The 18,028-nt window shown below is 65.5% G+C and carries 23 protein-coding genes and 1 pseudogene; 7 read left to right on the forward strand and 17 right to left on the reverse strand.

Annotated elements, in window-relative coordinates:
• Positions 1-4: 4 nt before the first annotated feature.
• Entirely contained in the window at positions 5-649 is a 645-nt protein-coding gene (locus tag BM190_RS25660) for a trimeric intracellular cation channel family protein (protein ID WP_018322304.1), read from the reverse strand.
• A 165-nt stretch (positions 650-814) separates the two neighbouring features.
• Here BM190_RS25660 and BM190_RS25665 point away from each other — a divergent pair, with 165 nt between their 5' ends.
• Positions 815-1,207 carry a hypothetical protein gene (locus tag BM190_RS25665; protein ID WP_018322303.1) on the forward strand — a complete coding sequence of 131 codons (393 nt, stop codon included), beginning with the start codon at positions 815-817 and terminating at the stop codon, positions 1,205-1,207.
• A gap of 77 nt (positions 1,208-1,284) precedes the next feature.
• Here BM190_RS25665 and BM190_RS25670 read toward each other — a convergent pair whose 3' ends face one another.
• From BM190_RS25670 to BM190_RS25680, 3 genes are all read right to left on the reverse strand, one after another.
• Positions 1,285-2,094, reverse strand: coding sequence for an isocitrate lyase/PEP mutase family protein (locus BM190_RS25670; protein ID WP_092260176.1), 810 nt, complete (start codon positions 2,092-2,094; stop codon positions 1,285-1,287).
• 72 nt (positions 2,095-2,166) lie between these two features.
• Positions 2,167-2,517: an antibiotic biosynthesis monooxygenase family protein gene (locus BM190_RS25675; protein WP_092260178.1), complete on the reverse strand. Its 351-nt coding sequence runs from the start codon at positions 2,515-2,517 to the stop codon at positions 2,167-2,169.
• A 24-nt stretch (positions 2,518-2,541) separates the two neighbouring features.
• Complete coding sequence (locus BM190_RS25680; RefSeq protein WP_018322300.1) at positions 2,542-2,850, reverse strand: NIPSNAP family protein; 309 nt, start codon at positions 2,848-2,850, stop codon at positions 2,542-2,544.
• Positions 2,851-3,053: 203 nt separating this feature from the next.
• On the opposite strand from BM190_RS25680, the gene BM190_RS25685 reads away from it, so the two are divergent.
• Complete coding sequence (locus BM190_RS25685) at positions 3,054-3,752, forward strand: ArsR/SmtB family transcription factor (RefSeq protein WP_177237286.1); 699 nt, start codon at positions 3,054-3,056, stop codon at positions 3,750-3,752.
• Positions 3,753-4,068: 316 nt separating this feature from the next.
• Positions 4,069-4,317: a GCG_CRPN prefix-to-repeats domain-containing protein gene (locus BM190_RS25690; RefSeq protein ID WP_026202719.1), complete on the forward strand. Its 249-nt coding sequence runs from the start codon at positions 4,069-4,071 to the stop codon at positions 4,315-4,317.
• A gap of 177 nt (positions 4,318-4,494) precedes the next feature.
• Here BM190_RS25690 and BM190_RS25695 read toward each other — a convergent pair whose 3' ends face one another.
• Together BM190_RS25695 and BM190_RS25700 are read right to left on the reverse strand one after the other, a co-directional pair.
• Positions 4,495-4,770, reverse strand: coding sequence for a twin-arginine translocation signal domain-containing protein (locus tag BM190_RS25695; RefSeq protein WP_092260182.1), 276 nt, complete (start codon positions 4,768-4,770; stop codon positions 4,495-4,497).
• A 132-nt stretch (positions 4,771-4,902) separates the two neighbouring features.
• Entirely contained in the window at positions 4,903-5,217 is a 315-nt protein-coding gene (locus tag BM190_RS25700; RefSeq protein ID WP_177237287.1) for a hypothetical protein, read from the reverse strand.
• A gap of 130 nt (positions 5,218-5,347) precedes the next feature.
• On the opposite strand from BM190_RS25700, the gene BM190_RS25705 reads away from it, so the two are divergent.
• A complete protein-coding gene (locus tag BM190_RS25705) occupies positions 5,348-5,998 on the forward strand; it encodes a glutathione S-transferase family protein (RefSeq protein ID WP_092260184.1) in 651 nt (216 codons plus the stop codon).
• 97 nt (positions 5,999-6,095) lie between these two features.
• Here the strand turns inward: BM190_RS25705 and BM190_RS25710 are convergent, their stop codons facing one another.
• The 3 genes from BM190_RS25710 to BM190_RS25720 form a co-directional block, all read right to left on the reverse strand.
• Positions 6,096-6,443 (reverse strand): hypothetical protein, encoded by a 348-nt coding sequence (locus BM190_RS25710; RefSeq protein ID WP_092260186.1) that lies wholly within the window; start codon positions 6,441-6,443, stop codon positions 6,096-6,098.
• Complete coding sequence (locus BM190_RS25715) at positions 6,440-6,754, reverse strand: hypothetical protein (RefSeq protein ID WP_143109080.1); 315 nt, start codon at positions 6,752-6,754, stop codon at positions 6,440-6,442. The genes BM190_RS25710 and BM190_RS25715 overlap by 4 nt, the downstream gene beginning before the upstream one ends.
• Before the next feature lie 94 nt (positions 6,755-6,848).
• The gene (locus tag BM190_RS25720; RefSeq protein WP_091957395.1) at positions 6,849-8,381 is read right to left on the reverse strand and encodes an acyl-CoA carboxylase subunit beta; all 1,533 of its coding nucleotides are present in this window, start codon (positions 8,379-8,381) and stop codon (positions 6,849-6,851) included.
• A gap of 138 nt (positions 8,382-8,519) precedes the next feature.
• On the opposite strand from BM190_RS25720, the gene BM190_RS25725 reads away from it, so the two are divergent.
• From BM190_RS25725 to BM190_RS41210, 3 genes and pseudogenes are all read left to right on the forward strand, one after another.
• Positions 8,520-8,924, forward strand: coding sequence for a DUF4260 domain-containing protein (locus BM190_RS25725; RefSeq protein ID WP_018322291.1), 405 nt, complete (start codon positions 8,520-8,522; stop codon positions 8,922-8,924).
• 153 nt (positions 8,925-9,077) lie between these two features.
• Positions 9,078-9,671 carry a hypothetical protein gene (locus BM190_RS25730; RefSeq protein WP_177237288.1) on the forward strand — a complete coding sequence of 198 codons (594 nt, stop codon included), beginning with the start codon at positions 9,078-9,080 and terminating at the stop codon, positions 9,669-9,671.
• Positions 9,672-9,684: 13 nt separating this feature from the next.
• Positions 9,685-9,789 (forward strand): annotated as a pseudogene (locus BM190_RS41210) (dienelactone hydrolase family protein); the annotation flags it as partial.
• Between the two features lie 156 nt (positions 9,790-9,945).
• On the opposite strand, the gene blaOXA reads toward BM190_RS41210, so the two are convergent.
• The 8 genes from blaOXA to BM190_RS25770 form a co-directional block, all read right to left on the reverse strand.
• Complete coding sequence (gene blaOXA / locus BM190_RS25735; protein ID WP_092260193.1) at positions 9,946-10,764, reverse strand: class D beta-lactamase; 819 nt, start codon at positions 10,762-10,764, stop codon at positions 9,946-9,948.
• A 76-nt stretch (positions 10,765-10,840) separates the two neighbouring features.
• Positions 10,841-11,104: an EscU/YscU/HrcU family type III secretion system export apparatus switch protein gene (locus BM190_RS25740; protein ID WP_018322289.1), complete on the reverse strand. Its 264-nt coding sequence runs from the start codon at positions 11,102-11,104 to the stop codon at positions 10,841-10,843.
• Positions 11,101-12,702: a flagellar hook-length control protein FliK gene (fliK, locus tag BM190_RS25745; RefSeq protein WP_177237289.1), complete on the reverse strand. Its 1,602-nt coding sequence runs from the start codon at positions 12,700-12,702 to the stop codon at positions 11,101-11,103. The genes BM190_RS25740 and fliK overlap by 4 nt, the downstream gene beginning before the upstream one ends.
• A 56-nt stretch (positions 12,703-12,758) precedes the next feature.
• A complete protein-coding gene (locus tag BM190_RS25750) occupies positions 12,759-13,553 on the reverse strand; it encodes an ATP12 family chaperone protein (protein ID WP_092260195.1) in 795 nt (264 codons plus the stop codon).
• Between the two features lie 70 nt (positions 13,554-13,623).
• On the reverse strand, positions 13,624-13,923 hold the full coding sequence (locus BM190_RS25755; protein ID WP_092260197.1) for a hypothetical protein: 300 nt from the start codon (positions 13,921-13,923) through the stop codon (positions 13,624-13,626).
• 40 nt (positions 13,924-13,963) lie between these two features.
• Positions 13,964-15,181 carry an RluA family pseudouridine synthase gene (locus tag BM190_RS25760; RefSeq protein ID WP_092260199.1) on the reverse strand — a complete coding sequence of 406 codons (1,218 nt, stop codon included), beginning with the start codon at positions 15,179-15,181 and terminating at the stop codon, positions 13,964-13,966.
• 52 nt (positions 15,182-15,233) lie between these two features.
• Positions 15,234-16,568 carry a replication-associated recombination protein A gene (locus BM190_RS25765; RefSeq protein ID WP_092260202.1) on the reverse strand — a complete coding sequence of 445 codons (1,335 nt, stop codon included), beginning with the start codon at positions 16,566-16,568 and terminating at the stop codon, positions 15,234-15,236.
• Complete coding sequence (locus BM190_RS25770) at positions 16,565-17,971, reverse strand: DegQ family serine endoprotease (RefSeq protein WP_018322283.1); 1,407 nt, start codon at positions 17,969-17,971, stop codon at positions 16,565-16,567. The genes BM190_RS25765 and BM190_RS25770 overlap by 4 nt, the downstream gene beginning before the upstream one ends.
• Positions 17,972-18,028: the final 57 nt, after the last annotated feature.

The following is an 18,028-nucleotide window of genomic DNA, read 5'->3' on the forward strand; positions in this document are numbered from 1 at the left end:
GCGCTCACCTCTCCTCATCCCCGGTGAACACGAATTTCGGCATCTCCCATTTGTAGCGAACCGCGAGCAGGCGGAAGCTGAGACCGAGCACGAAGGTCAGGATGGTCCAGAGCTCGGCATTGAGGTTGAGGCCGAAGGCGGTGGCGTAGAACAGTCCCGTCACGACCGAAACGCTGGCGTAGAGTTCGGATCGGAACAGCAGCGGCACGTCGTTGCAGAGCACGTCGCGCAACACGCCGCCGGCGCAGCCCGTCACCATGCCCGACACGATCACGATCGGCAGCGAGGCATCCATCTGCCAGCCGACGTTGCAGCCGATCATGGTGAAGACGACGAGGCCGATGGCATCGAGCACGATGAACGCGAGGTGCAGCCGATGCACCAGCCGCGCGATCAGGATCGTGAGCAGCGCCGCGCCACCCGGCAGCGCGAGGTAGATTGGGCTCGCCACCCACACCAGCGGGTAGTGACCGAGAAACAGGTCACGCAGCGTGCCGCCGCCGAGAGCGGTCACGCAGGCCAGAAGACAAACGCCGACATAGTCCATGCTGCGCCGGCCGGCGGCGAGTGCCGCCGTCATGCCCTCTGCCGTGATGGCGACGAGTCCCAGAAGATGCAGCACGCTATCCGTCGGCGGCAGGCTCCACATCGGCTTGTTCCCTTCGTCGCGGCCATGGAACCCGCGTCCAGTTCCCAGCCAGACAGGTTCCCGATTCCCGCCGGGAGGGCAACATCCGACGAAAGCATAAAACGGGCGGAACAGAAGCTCGCATCCCCGGGTTGTCACGGCGCAATCAACGAGGAGATTGAATCGATGGCTGACGACCGTTTTCCCAACGATCCGTACCGCCCGAACCTCGCCGACGATGAGTATCTTCGCGCGGCGCGCCGGGATGCCGACCTTCAGGCCGACCCCGAGCTTGGCGAAGGCCCCGCTTCCAGCGGCAAGGTTGCGTTGTTCGCCGTTGCGATTGCGCTGGTGCTGGGTGCCGTGTTCTACGGCCTGAACAATACCACCACTAGCAACCAGGCCAGCAACGCACCGGCCTCGCAGACGGCACAGACGCAGCCCACCAATCCGGCCGCGCCTCCCGGCATGCGCGACGTGACGCCACCGCGCAACAACGCCGAGCCGGGCGTGACCACGGGTGCGGCGCCGAGCAAGCCGGCCCCGGATACGCAGAAGCCGTCTGACGGCGCGAAGTAACACTTAGCAATAGCGCGTGTAAGCGGCGGGACTCAAAAAGTCCCGCCGCTTTTCGTTTCCTGGGCTGATCGTCGCCTTTAGCTGAACATCTTGTTCAGCTCGCCGCCGGAATAACCGCTGCCGAGCTCGGTGAACGTACCCTTCTCCGCCATCTCCTTTGCCGCACGCATGAAGCCGCCCCAGGCGGCGCGGGCGAGCGAGCCGCCGACGCTGATCCGGCGCACGCCGAGATCTTCGGCCTGCTGCAACGACAGGCCGGATGCGCCGATCAAGAGATTGAACGGCTTTGGTGCGACAGCCTTCACTACAGCAGAGATGTCCTCGCGGGTCTTCAGGCCCGGCGCATAGAGGCAGTCGGCGCCGGCATCGGCGTAAGCGGTGAGCCGGTCGATAACGAGCTTCAAGTCGGTCACGCCCCACAAATAGGCTTCGCAGCGGCCGACCAGCAGCGTGCCGCTGTCGCCGATCGCCTTGCGCGAGGCCTTGATGCGCTCGACCGCGAGTGCGCGATCGTAGAGCGGCCTGTCCTTGTCGCCGGTGGAATCCTCGATCGACAGGCCGGCAACGCCGGTGCGCACGCAGCGCTCGACATTGTCCGCGACCCTCTCAGGCTCGACCGCGAAGCCGCCCTCGAAATCGGCGTTGACGGGGATGTCGACGGCCGAGCTCAATGCTGCCAGGTGCTGACAGACATCCTCGACGCTGACGTGGTTGTCGGCCTTGCCGATGGTCCAGGCAAAGCCCGCGCTCGACGACGCAATCGCCTTGAAACCGAGATGCTGCAATGCCTTGGCGCTGCCGTTATCGACCGGATTGGGCAGGATGAAGCAGCCGCTTTCGTGCATCTTCTTGAAGGTCGCGCGCTTGTCCGCGGTCGTGACGTGCATGTTTCTTCTCCCTTGTTGGCCGCGCAGACATAGGCGTGCCGACACGGCAGCGCCAGTGCGCACCCGGCAGCGCTAGTGCGCGTCGTGCACCGCCCGGCTGTCCTTGGGCGCCTGCTCGCGATCATTCATGCCGTAGTCCCTGACGACGCTGGCGATGCGCAGGTGATAATCGGCAAAGATCTGCGCCCGGCCCTTCGCCTGGGTGCGGCGGTGCTCCATCGTGTTGCGCCAGGCCTGCACCGCCGCCTCGTCGCGCCAGAACGACACCGAAAGGATCTTGCCCTTCTCGGTCAGGCTCTCGAAGCGCTCGACCGAGATGAAGCCGTCGATGGTTTGCAGGATCGGCCTCAGATCGGCTGCGAGGTCAAAATAGTCCTGGCGGTGTTCCGGCTTCGGCCAGACCTCGAAGATCACGGCGATCATGGGCATCTCCTGCTGCTATCGGGCCTACAATACCACCTTGCGCAGGAAGGTGCGCTCTTCAGCGAGGATGAATTTGTGTTCCTCGGCGAAATGGAAATTCGCCATGCCCTCCGCATCCTGCCGCAACCGCGCGCGATAGGCCTCGTATGCGGCCAGACTCTCGAAGCTGATCAGCCCGAAGGCGATGTTGTTGGTGCCCTCATGCGGCATGAAATAGCCGATCAGGTCACCGCCGCATTTCGGGATGATGGTGAGCCAGCGCTTCGAATATTCCTCGAACTGCGCGCGCTTGAACGGGTCGATCTGGTAGCGGATGAAGACGGTGACGGACATGATGGCTCCTGTTTCTTCCGTCACTGCGAGCGCGGTCTCGTAGGGTGGGCAAAGGCGCGTCAGCGCCGTGCCCACCATTTCTCCGTAATAGCAACAGAACGTGGGCACGCTTACGCTTTGCCCACCCTACGCCTTCTCGCAATGACGACGTAGTGAGAACCTACGCCCTTGCCCGACCACAATGCTTCGGCTACCATCGAAGCATGAAATCAGGACCCGACATCGCCCTGGTCGCTTCGCTGGTCGGCGATCCCGCGCGCGCCAACATGCTCACCGCGCTGATGAACGGCCGCGCGCTCACGGCGAGCGAGCTGGCGCAGGAGGCCGGCATCACGCCGCAGACTGCGAGCTCGCATCTGGCCAAGCTCGAGGCCGGCGGGCTGGTCGAGCCGGAGAAGCAGGGCCGCCACCGCTACTATCGCCTCACCGACGACGACGTCGCCAGCGTGCTAGAGGGCCTTGCAGGCCTTGCCGCGCGCACCGGCCACATGCGCGTGCGCACCGGGCCGAAGGATCCCGCCTTGCGGCGCGCGCGGATCTGCTACGACCACCTCGCCGGCGATCTCGGCGTGCAGATGCTCGATTCCCTGCGCGAGCGGCATCTGGTCAAGCAGAAGAAGCAGGACATCGAGCTGACGGCCGAGGGCGAACGCTTTCTCGCCAGGCATCTGCAGATCTCGCCCGGCATGCTCACCCATCCACGTCGCCCGGTGTGCAAAGCCTGCCTCGACTGGAGCGAACGGCGCCATCATCTCGCCGGCACGCTCGGGGCCGCCATGATGCAGCGCTTCGCCGAGCTGAAATGGGCGGCTCGCGATGCCACGCCCGGCAGTCGTGTCGTCAACTTCACCCGCACCGGCGAGAAGCAGTTTGCCGCGCTGTTCGGCGACGGGAAGGACTGATCACGCGCCGCCACACCGGCAACGCGCGCCTCAAATGCCCCCGGCCCCGGCGTCATGGAGGATTGCTGCCGGGCCGGACGCCGACGCCTATGTCTGCCGCGCCAAGCCGCATGCCGGGAACGTTCATGCCGCATTCAGGTCATGATTGGCAGGTTTGGATCGCGCCGTGCCGGCATGTTGCAAAATTAACATGTCGAATCGTGTCTTTTGATTCATTGTGCGCCGCAAGCGCCAAGCTCCCAAAGACTTGCTCCAAAGACCTGCCTCCAAAGACTTGCCCCCAAAGACTTGCCCCAAGGACGAGAAGGAAGATCACATGAAATACCTGTTCGCCGCCGCCATGCTCGCCAGCGCGGTTGTCGGTTTCAGCGAGGCCGCCAGCGCCGCGCAGGGTTGCGGCCCGGGTTGGTATCGTGGCGCCTACGGCGGTTGCCGCCCGATGCGCGGCGCGGTCGTCGTGCGCCCCGCCCCGGTGGTGGTCGCTCCGCCAGTCGTCGTCGTGCCGCGCGCGCGTGTGTGCCCCTATGGCTTCCGCTGGTACGCCGGCCGCTGCCGCCCGTTCTGATCTCTTTGCATCGCAAAGATGGCCGCGCAGATTCAGCCTGCGCGGCCATTTTCGTTTTCAGGCTTGTTCGTTTTCAGGCTTGCCGCCGACTAATCGTCCGCCGTGGAGTTTGAGCGGCCAGAAACGAAACGGGGACCGCGGCTGCGATCCCCGTCTAAATTCGCGGCTTGCCGCGGCTCACCAGTGGCGGCGGTGCCAGCGCCGGCGACGCCAGCCCCAATGACGGTGACCCCAGCCCCGGTGGCGGCCATGCCAGTGAACCTGTTCCGGCGTCAGCTTGGCGGCTTCCTCGCCGGTGGTGACGGCAGGATGAGCGTCGGGGTTGTCTTGCGGCATGCGCGCGGGATCGCCGACCGGCTGCGGCGACAACGGCGCGGCCTGCGCGGTCGCGGCGAAGGCGGCGGCGCCCGCCGTCACTCCCAATGCAAGTTTCAAAAAGTTCCGGCGCTCCATGACATGTCCTCTAGGCTACCTGGCAAGTGATGCAGAGGGAGTGTCGCGGTCACGACATGAACCAAGGCTGAATCCCGTGTTCAGATTCAGAAATGAAGTGAGATGGAGAATTCGTAGCCTGGATGGACCTCGCTACTTCGCAAACTCCTGCGCCAGCACCAGCGTCTCGCGTGAACGCTTGACGTCGGGCCAGTCGCGGTTGAAATCGGCGACGAGCTGGTTGAGCGCATCGCCCTTCAGCATCGCCGCGAGCTTGGCCTCGTCATCGAACTGATACATCGCCTGATGCAGCGAGGGATCGTCCAGGCTCCAGAATCGCCAGGCTTTGCTCACGCCGAATGCCTTCACCGCGTCGGGCACATGTTCCGTCTCGTACCATCGGTCGAAAGCGGCGCGCTTGCCGGGATCGGTGACGATGGCGCGAACGACGAAGAAGGCAGCGGGCATCGGATTTCCTCCTGTTGTTTGGCGCGAACCTAGCCGGATAAGTCGCCGCCGACAAAAAGAGTTGGCGCGGGTGTCGGAACGGACGCCCTTCGCTCGTCCTTTGTTTCGAACCAGGACACGGAGACAGCAAATGGCCGACCTCACCCTGACCACCTTCAATTGGGTTCCCGAACCGCCGCGAGGATTCGTGCGCGACCTTCGCGTGCGCTGGGCGCTCGAAGAGGCCGCGCTGCCCTATCGCGTCGCAAGCGCCCCGTTCGACGATCGCGGCGCCGCACATTTCGCGCATCAGCCTTTCGGCCAGGTGCCCTGGCTGACCGACGGCGACCTCTCGATCTTCGAGACCGGCGCGATCCTGCTGCATCTCGGCAGGCTCAGCGAGAAGCTGATGCCATCCGATCCGCGCGGTCGCACTGAAGCGACGGAATGGGTGTTCGCGGCGCTCAATTCGGTGGAGATGGCCAGCCTGCCCTGGGGAATGTCGAAGTTCATGGGACATCCGACCGACACGGCGGCGTGGAAATTCGTGGACGACTTCCTCAAGCTTCGGCTGAAGCATCTCGAGCCGGTGCTGGCCGGCCGCGAATGGCTGGCCGGCTCCTTCTCCGTCGCCGACATCCTGATGTCGGACGTGCTGCGCGTCGTCGATGGTTTCGACGGGCTGGCGGACAGTCCCGCCTGCCGCGCCTACGTCGCGCGTGCCACAGCCCGCCCGGCGTTCGCCAAGGCCCACGCCGACCAGATGGCGCATTTCGCTGCGGCGGATAAAGCGCGCTCGTAATTCGTAGGGCGGATTAGGCGAAGCCGTAATCCGCCAACGCCTGCACCCGGCGATAAAGACATTGGCGGATTACGCTGTCGCTAATCCGCCCTACACCTCATACCAGCTTCAGCGGTGCATCAGCCACGACGCGCAGGTCGATGCTGCCAATCAACGCCGCACGTCGCGCCTCCGCAGCGCTGATAGCATCGTCCGTCTGCCGCAACGTGCTGACGTTCGAGCCCAGCGACACGATCCCGCCAAGTACCAACGCGATCGATCCGAGGGCTGCGGTCTGACCGAAGCCGAACACGCCGAGGATTGTCACCAACAGCAGCGCCGCCCCGCCCCCGATCGCGATCTTGGAGGCAAGGATGTACTTCCGGCACCGCTCCGCGATCTCGGCGAGCCGCTCGATGCGATCTTCAATATCGGAGATTTCGTCGGTCGGATCGTCTTCGGTCATTGTTGAGCAAGCTCGAGTGCTAAATCAAGTCTACGACGACCCACTTTACCAATAGTCCTGCGATACACCTCAACACTGCTTTTCTCGAAGACGATCTCGCTGCTGCTCACGTCGCGAGGAAGCTCAATATGAACAACAGCGCCCCCATCAACAAGCACGTCGTACAGCTCCTCTGTTTGTTCTGGAATGTAACGTACAATGTAGAAGTTCCGAGTGATCGACTGCAGACGGAGCCGAAGCAAGGATACCAACCTTCGTGAGGCCGGCGCCGAGAGCAGGTGCTCGCGACCCGCTTCCAGCTCCCCGATCATTTGCTTTTCGGACCGACGGCGCGGCGTCACTGCGCTTCCCTGCTTCCGACCAGTAGCCCCCGCATGAGCGGGGCACACCCGGGCTACGGTCATCTCACAACGGCAAATTGTCGTGCTTCTTCGCCGGCGCTTCCACCTTCTTGTCCTTCAGCATCGCCAGCGCCCGTGCGATGCGCTTGCGGGTCGAATGCGGCATGATGACGTCGTCAATGTAGCCGCGTTCGGCGGCAATGAAGGGTGACAGGAAGCGGTCTTCGTATTCCTTGGTGCGCGCGGTGATCTTGTCGGGGTCGCCGATGTCGGAGCGGAAGATGATCTCGACCGCGCCCTTGGCGCCCATCACCGCGATCTGGGCGGTCGGCCAGGCGTAGTTCATGTCGGCGCCGATCTCCTTGGAGGCCATGACGTCGAAGGCGCCGCCATAGGCCTTGCGGGTGATGATGGTGACGAGCGGCACGGTGCATTGCGAATAGGCGAACAGTAGCTTTGCGCCGTGCTTGATCAGGCCGCCATATTCCTGCGCGGTGCCCGGCAGGAAGCCCGGCACGTCGACGAAGGTGACGATCGGGATGTTGAAGGCGTCGCAGAAGCGGACGAAGCGCGCGGCTTTCCGCGATGCGTCGCTGTCGAGCACGCCGGCCAGCACCATCGGCTGGTTGGCGACGAAGCCGACGGTACGGCCCGCGATGCGGCCGAAGCCCGTGACGATGTTCTTGGCGAACATGTCCGCGATCTCGAAGAAGTCGCCCTCATCCACGACCTTCAGGATCAATTCCTTCATGTCGTAGGGCTTGTTCGGATTGTCCGGGATCAGCGTGTCGAGCGACATGTCGACACGACCGATGTCGTCGAAGCTCGGCCATTCCGGCACGCCGTCACTGTTGTTGGACGGCAGGAAGTCGATCAGGCGGCGCATCTGCAGAAGCGTCTCGACGTCGTTCTCGAAGGCGCCGTCGGCAATCGAGGAGCGCGTCGCGTGCACCGAGGCACCGCCGAGCTCTTCGGCGGTGACGACCTCGTTGGTGACGGTCTTCACGACGTCAGGACCGGTCACGAACATGTAGCTGGTGTTCTTCACCATGAAGATGAAGTCGGTCATCGCAGGCGAATAGACGTCGCCGCCGGCACAAGGGCCCATGATGACGGAGATCTGCGGGATCACGCCGGAGGCGAGCACGTTGCGGCGGAACACGTAGGAATAGCCGGCGAGCGCGGCGACACCCTCCTGGATGCGGGCGCCGCCCGCGTCATAAAGGCCGATGATGGGCGCCCGCGCCTTCATCGCCATGTCCTGGAGTTTTGTGATCTTCAGCGCGTGCGTTTCCGAGAGCGAGCCGCCGAACACCGTAAAATCCTTGGCGAACACGAACGTCTTGCGGCCGTTGACGGTGCCCCACCCCGTGACGACGCCGTCGCCGGGCACCTTGTTCTTCTCCATGCCGAACTCGGTGGAGCGGTGCTCGACGAACATGTCGAACTCCTCGAACGATCCCTTGTCGAGCAACAGCTCGATACGCTCACGCGCGGTCAGCTTGCCGCGGGCGTGCTGCGCCTCGATGCGCTTCTCCCCGCCGCCGAGCTTTGCGCCGGCGCGACGATCTTCAAGGGCGTCCAGGATGTGTTTCATTTGCTCCCGCCAGTTCTTAAGTGATGCGGGGTTCTAACACGGCATTTTGCGGACCGGAAAGCGCCTTTCCGCGCCGCAGGGCTGCCCTGTCCGGGCTAAAAGCGTGAGAGATTACAAAGTTTTGCCCGGGAGGCGAGCATGGACGAGAGAATGGCCGAGACTGGTGCGGCGACGGGCGGCGTCAACATCCTGCTGCGGCTGGAGGGCCTCACCCTGTTTATCGGGATGGTGATGCTTTACTGGGCCTGGGACGGCTCCTGGCTGGTCTTTGCCCTGCTCTTCTTCGTCCCCGATCTCAGCTTCCTGGCATACCTGTCCGACGCCAAATTCGGCGCGCTGATCTACAACGCCGCCCACAGCTACATGGCGCCGGTGTCGCTGCTGACGCTGGGCTTCGGCCTCGGCTCGCCGCTCACCTTGTCCATCGCCTTGATCTGGCTCGCCCATATCGGCATCGACCGCGCGCTCGGCTATGGCCTGAAATATTCCGCCGGGTTCGGCTTCACCCATCTGGGCCGGATCGGGCGGCAAAAGGACGCCTGACGCGCACGAATTTGGTCGCCCGGCCCGGTTGACCGGGCCTGCCGATTCAGGCTTGCTTCGCGCTCGCGATCAGGCGCCGAATGTTGCGTGAGCTCAGTTGGTACGGCGGCGGTCATTACGCCTTGGCTCGAGCATCACGCATGCATCACTGAGATGTCCGCGACGGTCGTCCCCCTGCCGCCGAACTCGTCGTCCCAAACCATCGACTTCCTGCGGCGGATGGCCAGCATGGTGTCGGGGCGGAACGGCGAGATGCTGCTGCGCGCCGCAAGCCTGATCGAGTCGCTGGCGCAGCGGGCCATGTCGGCCGAGCGGCTCTATCATGAGCAGTTGGATGCGAGCACGCGTAACGCCGAGCTGCGCGAGGCCGCCGATCTCGCCTCCGATGCCATGGTCGGCCAGATCGAGGTGCTGCGGGCGCAGCTTGCCGAGGTCACCGCAGCAGCCGCCGCCGAGCGCGCCGCCTTCGATGCCGAGCGCGGCAAGCTGATCGGCGTGATGCAGAATGCCGAGAGCCATATCGGCAAGCTCACGACCGAGCTGGACAGCTTGCGTGCCTCCGTCGACAGCTTCAACGCGACCGCGGTCTCCGTGCCGATCGAGGTGCTGCGGCTGGCGCGGACGCAGTTCGATTTCCTCTCCGCCGGGTTTGCCCGCAAGGGCGACGTGATCTCGCAGGCGATGAGCGAGATCGGCGGCTTTGCGATCGACCAGGCGCTGACGGCGAAGAAGAGCGACACCGCCTGAGGCGGTCGCCCCTGCCTACGTCGAGCTCAACCCGCATGTCGGCGGCAATCCGAAGACGGCTGCCGAGTCGCGCAAGGCGGTGGAGGAGTTTTTGCAGGTGTTGTTCAAGTTGGGGTGAGAGGCATCTCGGCCTGCACCGGTGCCGTAGGGTGGGCAAAGCGTAGCGTGCCCACGAATCGTCGCTTACGGCATAAAGATCGTGGGCACGGCGCTACGCGCCTTTGCCCACCCTACGGCGGCTGCGCTCGACGAGAACGATTGCACCACTCACAGGCTAGATCGCGCCGATCTCGGTAAGGCAGGCTTGCGTCAGTGTCATGCGCTCGCTGACGAGTCGCGGCTCCTTGCAATCCATGTTGAGCGCGAACACCGTGTGCGTCTCGCCCTTCTCGGCCCAGCCCACCATCCAGCCGAGCGATGGCTCGCCGCGCTCGGCGCCCAGCAGGCCGGATTTGGCGCGAATGACGCTGTCGCCGACCTTGGTCACCGGCAGGATGTCGGCGACCAGATCCTGGCTGCGCTTGCTGACCGGCAACGCGCGGCGCCGCAGCCGGTCGACGAAATCGATCTGCTCGACCGGGTCGATGCGCAAATTCCCGGTGAGCCAGAACTGGTCGATGCCGCCGCCGATGTCGCGATTGCCGTAGTCGAACTCGTCGACATATCTCTGCATGCGCTCCTGCCCGATCCGGCGCGCAATCTCCTGATAGACCGGCACTGCGCTGACCGCGATCGCGCTACGCAGCGTGTGATCCTTGTTCCAGGCCTCGATCGGACGCTTCACGCCATCCCAGGCAAACACGTCCTTGTCGGGGTGAGTGACGACGCCCGTCTCCAGCGCGATCAGCGAGTTCGGAATCTTGAAGGTCGAGGCCGGCAGCTTGCCCTCGCCGGAGCGCTCCTTGTCGCTGGCGACGACCAGATAGTCCTCCACCTTGTAGCCGACGAAGGTGCCTGATGTGCCGACGTCGGTGAAGCGCTTTGCGAGGCTATCGCGGATCTCGTTGCGCGGCGGCGCGACATGGGCGAGCGCGCGCGATGGCAGGATGGCAGATGCGGCGAGAAGGCCGAGAGTGGAGCGGCGGGTGAGCAAGATCGATGTCCGTCAAGCGATGAAAGTGATCGCGACCATGCCGCCGCTCCATGGTGAAACGATGACAGATCATGCTCTACCGCCCCCGGCCCGACAGCCGCAGCACGAACACCAGCACTTCGGCGACGGCCTTGTAAAGGTCCGGCGGGATCTCCTCGCCGAGCTCGACCTTGGACAGCGCGCCGGCCAAAACCTCGTTCTCCTCGATCGGGATGTCGTGAGCCCTGGCGATCTCGACGATCTTCTCGCCGATCGTGCCCTTGCCCTTGGCGACGACCACGGGCGCGTTGGTACCCTTTTCGTAATGCAGCGCGATGGCGAGCTTGGATGGGTCGCTCATGTCGCCCGATCCAGGAAGTGGCCGGCGCGGGCCGCTGCCGGCTGCGGCGGCGTGCCCTCGCGGACCAGAATGTCGCCGGGCCTGAGCTCGGCCCGCGTCAGCGCCTGATTGAGCTCGCCGATGCCAGCGCGCAGCTGCTGCACCGTCGCCGGCCGCTCCGCCCACATCCGCACGAAAGTCATGTCGCCGTTCAGCGTGATCAGCGCGTGCACAGGGCCGGCCGGCTCGACGTTAAGCGAGAAGCGCGCGCGCCAGGCGCGCTTGGCGGCATCGGCGGATTCGCCAGCGCCATCGCGCGAAATCTCGAACTGTGCCATCGCGGTGCCCTGCGGCGTTGCAAAGGGAATCTCGAAATTCCACTGCGGCATTGCCGGGTCGATGCGGTGGCCACTGGCGTTGGTGCGATCCGGGAGCGAAGCGACCTGCAACAATGTCTGCCGCGCGATGGCGGCATCGGTGTCGTCGAGCAGGCGATGCACGGTTGCGGACAGCGGCGTGTCCGGCACGAGCGAGGGCGAGGCAATCGCCTGCGGCGAGGGCAATGCACCACGGAACGGCGGTGGCGTCGCACGTGCGGCTGCTTCGAAGATGTGGCCGTCGGGCACGGCTTTGTTCGAGCCGGGCACGTTGCCGGTCAGGCGCGGCAGGTTTTTCGTGACCTCCTGCAGGAGGCTCGCGGCAAGCCCCGCGGACATGGTGCGCGGCATCGCGGCTTGCTGAGCGTTGCCGGCAACGTCCGCCAGCACCGCGGCCGCGAGATTGGCACTGCGCAATGTCTGCGCGATCTCGGGGCCGGAAGCGGACGCGGACTGCGCGGCCTCACCTGCGGCCTGAGCAGGCGCAGTGGCGACCTGCGGTGTCCCTGTCGTCGCAGCGGGAGTTGCAGCGCCCTGTGGCGCGGCGGTTTCGAGCGTGGTCAGCGTCTGGCGCAGCACCAGCAGCGCCGCCTTCAGGTCGGGCGTCGTGCCGGCGGGCGGCCTCGCGCCCGCGGCCAGCGAAGCCTCGAAAAACAAGCCGGATTTCTGGAACGCGGTTTCGACATCGGCGCCATCGAGCCCGGGACTGAGCGGCGTCTGCTGCGCCAGCACGTCCAGCACGGCCTGCTTCAAGCCCGCAGGCAGATCGCTGCCGGTGACGACGGATGCCAGATTGGCGAACAGTGGCGCCTGGCTGCCTTGTTTTGTGGCGGCCTCGGCCGAGGCCGCGGTGACGGCGACCTGCTCCAATGGCGTCAGCGTGTTGCGTGTCGCGGCTGCGGATGGCGCCAGCGGCGGGCTTTCCACGAGCGAAGCCGCACGCGGCGTCAGCGTGATCTGATCGGCAGTGGCCTCGCCTGCCCCGTTCATCACGGCGAGCCTGATCGTGCCGTCGTTCTGCGAGACCGCCAGCTGGAGATTCTGCCCCGGCGTCAGCGCCACCTCCGACATCACGTCCATCGAAAGGTTGGCGATCGCGATCCGCACCAGATTGTTGGCCATCACGCTGACGACCCTGGCATCGACGACGCTGCCGGCCTGCAGCACGAGGTCGGGCGTCGTCGCATCAGCAACGGGGCTGGCGGCACTGACGGGGAGGATGGAAGTGACCGGCGTCGGCATCTCAGGGGCCCATGGAGCGCTGGCCACACCCTAAGGCCACCGTCGTAAACCTCTCGTTAAGGACCTTCGGCTGCGGACGCCTTTGCCGCCGCCAGAACCGCCACGGCGGCCTCGAAATCCCTGAGACGGGTGGCCCGGCGGCTGGCGGCCTCCTCGTCCGCGCCCCATTGGTCGATGTTCCAGTCCTCATCGACATGGGCGGCGGCCCAGACCTGGCCGGCGTCGCGCACGCCATGAGCCAGCGCCAGCGCCAGCAGCGCCGAGCCGGTCAGGGTCGTCACCACGTGGAGTGCGGCGACCGACCAGGCGTCGCCCGGCAGCGCGGCGCGCGCGGCCTCGACCGCCTCGTCGGGCTGCTTCACATGCATGACGCCCTCGGACAGGATGAAATGCGCGCCCAGCGTCTCCGCGGCCCAGAACAGCACGGGATCCCAATGCGCGGCCTCGCGGGCGACCAGCCCTTCGGGATGGCCGGCACGATAGAACAGCAAGTCGGACTCGAAATATTTCGCGAGGTCGTCGCTGACCAGTTCGACGCGGTCGACAACGCCCTCGACCACGCTGTTGGCGATCCGCGTCAGCGGCATGGTCATGGGGTCGATGCTCTCGCCCTGAGCCGCCCATTCCGCGGCCACGGCATCGGCGAGCGCGCGCGACGGAATCACCACCTGGCGGCCGGAGGGCGTGCGGATCGGCTTGCCGTCGAGCGTGATGGCGAAACCGCCTTCGGCTTCGGTCGCGCTCGCCTCCTTGTAGAAGCGCTTGCGCTGCGGCGGGCGCGCGGACGCGCGCGCCGATTCCCGCGGGTCAGGCGGGGGTTGCCCTGCTGCTTCTTCGAACAATTCGCGCATCGTTTTTTCGGTCCCTGTCGTCGGTCAGATTATCTGTCTCGTCATGGCTTCGCCACGACCATGAGTGCTGCTAGTTCGCGCAAGCGCGTGAGTAAGTGCCGCGATCGGCTGGGCCCAGTCCCGCAGCTGCGGCGGCGTCGAGGCACTTTGTGACGCGATCGCTGAACGAGTTACGCGGAAGCGGCTGGTAGTTGTAGCGCGGCGGCGCGTCGACTTGCGGAACCTGCGGCACCTCGATCTTCGGCGGCGGTGGCGGCTGAGGCAGCGGTGGGGCGAGCCGTGAAGCGTCCGGCAGCACGTATTGCGCGTGGGCGGCCTGCCCCACACATAGCGCGGCCAACAGCACAAGATAGATCGAGAGCCGTGTCATGGAGGATATGTCGTGGGTCTACCACCCCCGTTCAACCCGGCTATTCTTCAGGCGCGTTCTCGATTGGATCAAACCGGCTTGCATCCAGCCCGAGCAGATTCCACGACTGCTGCATGTGCGGCGGCAATGGCGCGGTGGCGTCGATCACGCCGCCGCGCGGATGCGGAATGACGATGCGGCGCGCCAGCAGATGCAGCCGGTTTTGCAGGCCGCCCGGCAGCTGCCAGTTCTCGATGTTGAAATATTTGGAATCGCCGACGATGGGATGGCCGATATGCTCCATGTGGGCGCGCAGCTGATGGGTGCGTCCCGTCACCGGCTTCAGCGACACCCAGGTCAGCTTGTTGCCGGCGGTCTCGACCACCGCGTAATATGTCACCGCGTGGCTGGCGCCCTCGTCGCCATGCTGGGCGATGCGCATGATGGTGTCGTCCTCGCTCTCCTCCTTGGCGAGGAAGGTCGAGATGCGGCCCTGCTTCGGCTTCGGCAGGCCCGGCACCAGCGCCCAATAGACTTTTCGCGCCGAACGTGAGCGGAACGCGCCGGTCAGATGCGAAGCGGCAAACCGCGTCTTGGCGACCAGCAGACAGCCTGACGTCTCCCGGTCGATACGATGCACCAGGCGTGGCTTCTGGCCCTTGGAATCGCGCATCACCTCCAGCATCTGGTCGATGTGCCGCGTCATGCCCGAGCCGCCCTGCACGGCAAGGCCGGCCGGCTTGTTCAGGACGAGGACGTCGTCGTCCTCAAAGATCGTCATCTCCTTCAGCGCCTTGAGGGTCTTCTGGGCAGCTTCCGAGAGCTCGCCGACGCCCTTCGGCGTGTCGAGCTTGAGCGGCGGAATGCGGACGCTCTGGCCCTCCTCCAGGCGGTCCTTGCTGTCGACGCGCTTGCCGTCGACGCGCAGCTCGCCTTTGCGGACGACACGCTGGATGTGGGAGAACGACAGGCCGGGAAAGCGCGCCTCGAGGAAACGATCGACGCGCATGTTGTTCTCGTCGGCGGTCACCTTGACGGTCTGCACCTTGGTCGGCAGCAGCGCCTCGACGGGCTTTTCGGGCGCGGCCCTTTCCAGCTCGGCTTTCGGCGCGCGCCGCTCGGCGCGCTCGCCGGCAAAGCGCGGCGGCTTGCTGCCGCCGGGCTTGCCACCCGGCCGCGGTCCAGCCTTAGACGCGCTACGCGCCTTGAACGGGCGGGATTCCTTGCGCTCGTCGCGCGAGCGGGGCTTTGGATCGGTTCTTTTGATGCGGCGGCTCATGGTTGCCTGCGTACCCCAAAAGCCGGGTCCCGTCACGGCGAAATGGCCGTTTTTAGCGCGGGCCGCCCCGCTCCTTCCTCAGCTTGGCCCAATAATCCAGCCGCTTCCTGATCTCCCGCTCGAAGCCGCGCTCGGGCGGGTCGTAGAACGTTTGGCGGCCCAGGGCTTCCGGGAAGTAGTCCTGCCCGGAGAAGGCGTCGGGGGCGTCGTGGTCGTATTCGTAAGATGCGCCGTAGCCTTCGGACTTCATCAGCTTGGTCGGCGAATTGAGGATGTGCTTTGGCGGCAGCAGCGAGCCGGCCTGCTTGGCGACCTGCATCGCCGTGCCGAAGGCGGTGTAGACCGCATTCGATTTCGGCGCGGTGGCGAGATAGACGACGGCCTGCGCGATTGCGAGCTCGCCTTCGGGATGGCCGAGGAAATCGAACGCGTCCTTGGCCGCATTGGCGATGACGAGCGCTTGCGGATCGGCAAGGCCGATGTCCTCCACCGCCATCCGCACGACGCGGCGGGCCAGGAACAGCGGGTCCTCACCGGCATCGAGCATGCGCGCGAGGTAATACAGCGCGGCGTCGGGATCGGAGCCGCGCACCGACTTATGCAGCGCCGAGATCAAATTGTAATGGCCGTCGGCCGATTTGTCGTAGATCGGCGCGCGGCGCTGCAAAATCTCCTGCAACTGCGCGGCATTGAAGATCTCGTCCGCCCGCGCCGAACGCCAGGCCTCTTCGGCGAGCGTCAGCGAGGCGCGGCCATCGCCATCGGCCATGCGCACCAGCACCGCGCGCGCTTCCGCATCGAGCGGCAGCTTGCGACCTTCGACCTCCTCGGCATGCGCAAACAGTTTTTCGATCGCGGCGGCATCGAGCGAGCGAAACACCAAGACGCGCGCACGAGAGAGCAACGCCGCGTTGAGCTCGAAGGACGGATTCTCCGTGGTGGCGCCGACCATCACCACGGTGCCGTCTTCCATCACGGGCAGAAACGAATCCTGCTGGGCGCGGTTGAAGCGATGCACCTCGTCGACGAACAGCAGCGTGCCCTTGCCCATCTCGCGGCGGGCGCGCGCGGCGTCGAAAGCTTTCTTCAGGTCGGCGACGCCGGAGAACACCGCGGAGATCTGCTCGAAATGCAGGTCGGTCGCATCCGCCAGCAGCCGCGCCACCGTGGTCTTGCCGGTGCCGGGCGGGCCCCAGAACACCAGCGATCCCAGCGTGCGCGTCTCCAGCATGCGCGTCAGCGCCCCGTCGGGACCGAGGATGTGGTCCTGGCCCACGACCTCCGACAGCGCGCGCGGGCGCAACCGGTCCGGCAGCGGATGCGGAGCGTCGTGGTCGAGCCCCGCCGCGGCAAAGAGCGTTGGCGTTTGTGGTCGCTTCGGACTCATCCGCCCAGCGTGACGTTGATCTGCTGGCCGCCGCGCACCAGCGTGATACGCCAGATCCGCGGGCGCTCTCCGGCCGCCTTTTCGAGGTCGCCGGTCCTGCTGATCTTCTGGTTGTTGACCGCCAGAATGATATCGCCCTTCTGGAAGCCGACATTTGCGGCCGCACTGTCGCCGCCGAGATCGGTGATCACGACACCCTCGGTGTCGGCGTCAAGATGTAGCTCGTCGGCGACCGCCGGCGTGATGGTCGAGACCTTCGCGCCCTGGAACGGCGAACGCGCGGTGACGACGAGCTCGTTACGTCCCGTATCGGGCGCGGTCTCCAGCGCCACCGTCAGCTTGAGCGGCTTGCCGCTGCGCTGCACGTCGATCTGCGCGCTGCCGCCGAGCGGACGAGTGGCGAAGCGATAGTCGAAGGCGTTGGGATCATCCACGGTCTGGCCATCGATCCCAGTGATGAGATCGGAGGACTTCAGGCCGGCCTTCGCGGCGGGGCCGTTCGACACCACGCTCGCGACCAGCGCGCCGGTCGGCGAACGCAGGCCGAGGCTCTCGGCGATCTCGGGCGTCACCGCCTGCAATTTTGCCCCGAGCCAGGGACGCTTCACCGCCTTGCCGCCGCTCTTGGCGGAGGCGACGACGACACGCACCATGTTGGCAGGGATCGCGAAACCGATGCCTTGCGAGCCGCCGGAGCGCGAATAGATCGCGGTGTTGATGCCCGCGAGCTTGCCGGCCATGTCGACCAGCGCGCCGCCGGAATTACCGGGATTGATCGCCGCATCGGTCTGGATGAAGAACTGATAGTCGGTGATGCCGACCTGCGTGCGCGCCAGCGCCGAGATGATGCCGTGAGTCACGGTCTGGCCGACGCCGAAGGGATTGCCGATCGCGAGCACGACGTCGCCGACCAGCAATTCGTCGGAATTGGTGAAATCGAGGGTCGGGAATTTCTCCTTGGTGTCCTTCAGGCGCAGCACGGCAAGATCGGTGCGCGTATCTTTCAGCAGGATCTCCGCCTCGAACTCGCGCTTGTCCGACAGCGACACCTTCACCTGGTCCGCGCCCTCGATGACGTGGACGTTGGTGACGACGAGGCCGGACGCATCGACGATGACGCCGGAGCCGAGCGAGCGCTGCATCTGCTCGGGCTGTTGGCCCGGCACGCCGAAGAAGCGGCGGAAGATCGGATCGTCCAGCAGCGGGTTGCGGTTCTGCACCACCTTGGCGGCATAGACGTTGACCACGGCCGGCTGCACCCGCTGCACGATCGGCGCATAGGACAGCCGCAGCTCGGCCGGCGATGACGGGACCCGACGGTCCTGCGCAGCAGCCGGGTTGAAGTGGGCGGAAAAGCCTATGCACAATGCCGTGACGACGGCGGTCCGGATCGATCGAAACATTCCTACCTCTTGGAAAAGACGCCGGAATATAGGCGCGTTCGTCCCCCAATAGAAGGG

This window comes from Bradyrhizobium sp. Rc3b (assembly GCF_900114915.1).
Taxonomy (GTDB): domain Bacteria; phylum Pseudomonadota; class Alphaproteobacteria; order Rhizobiales; family Xanthobacteraceae; genus Bradyrhizobium.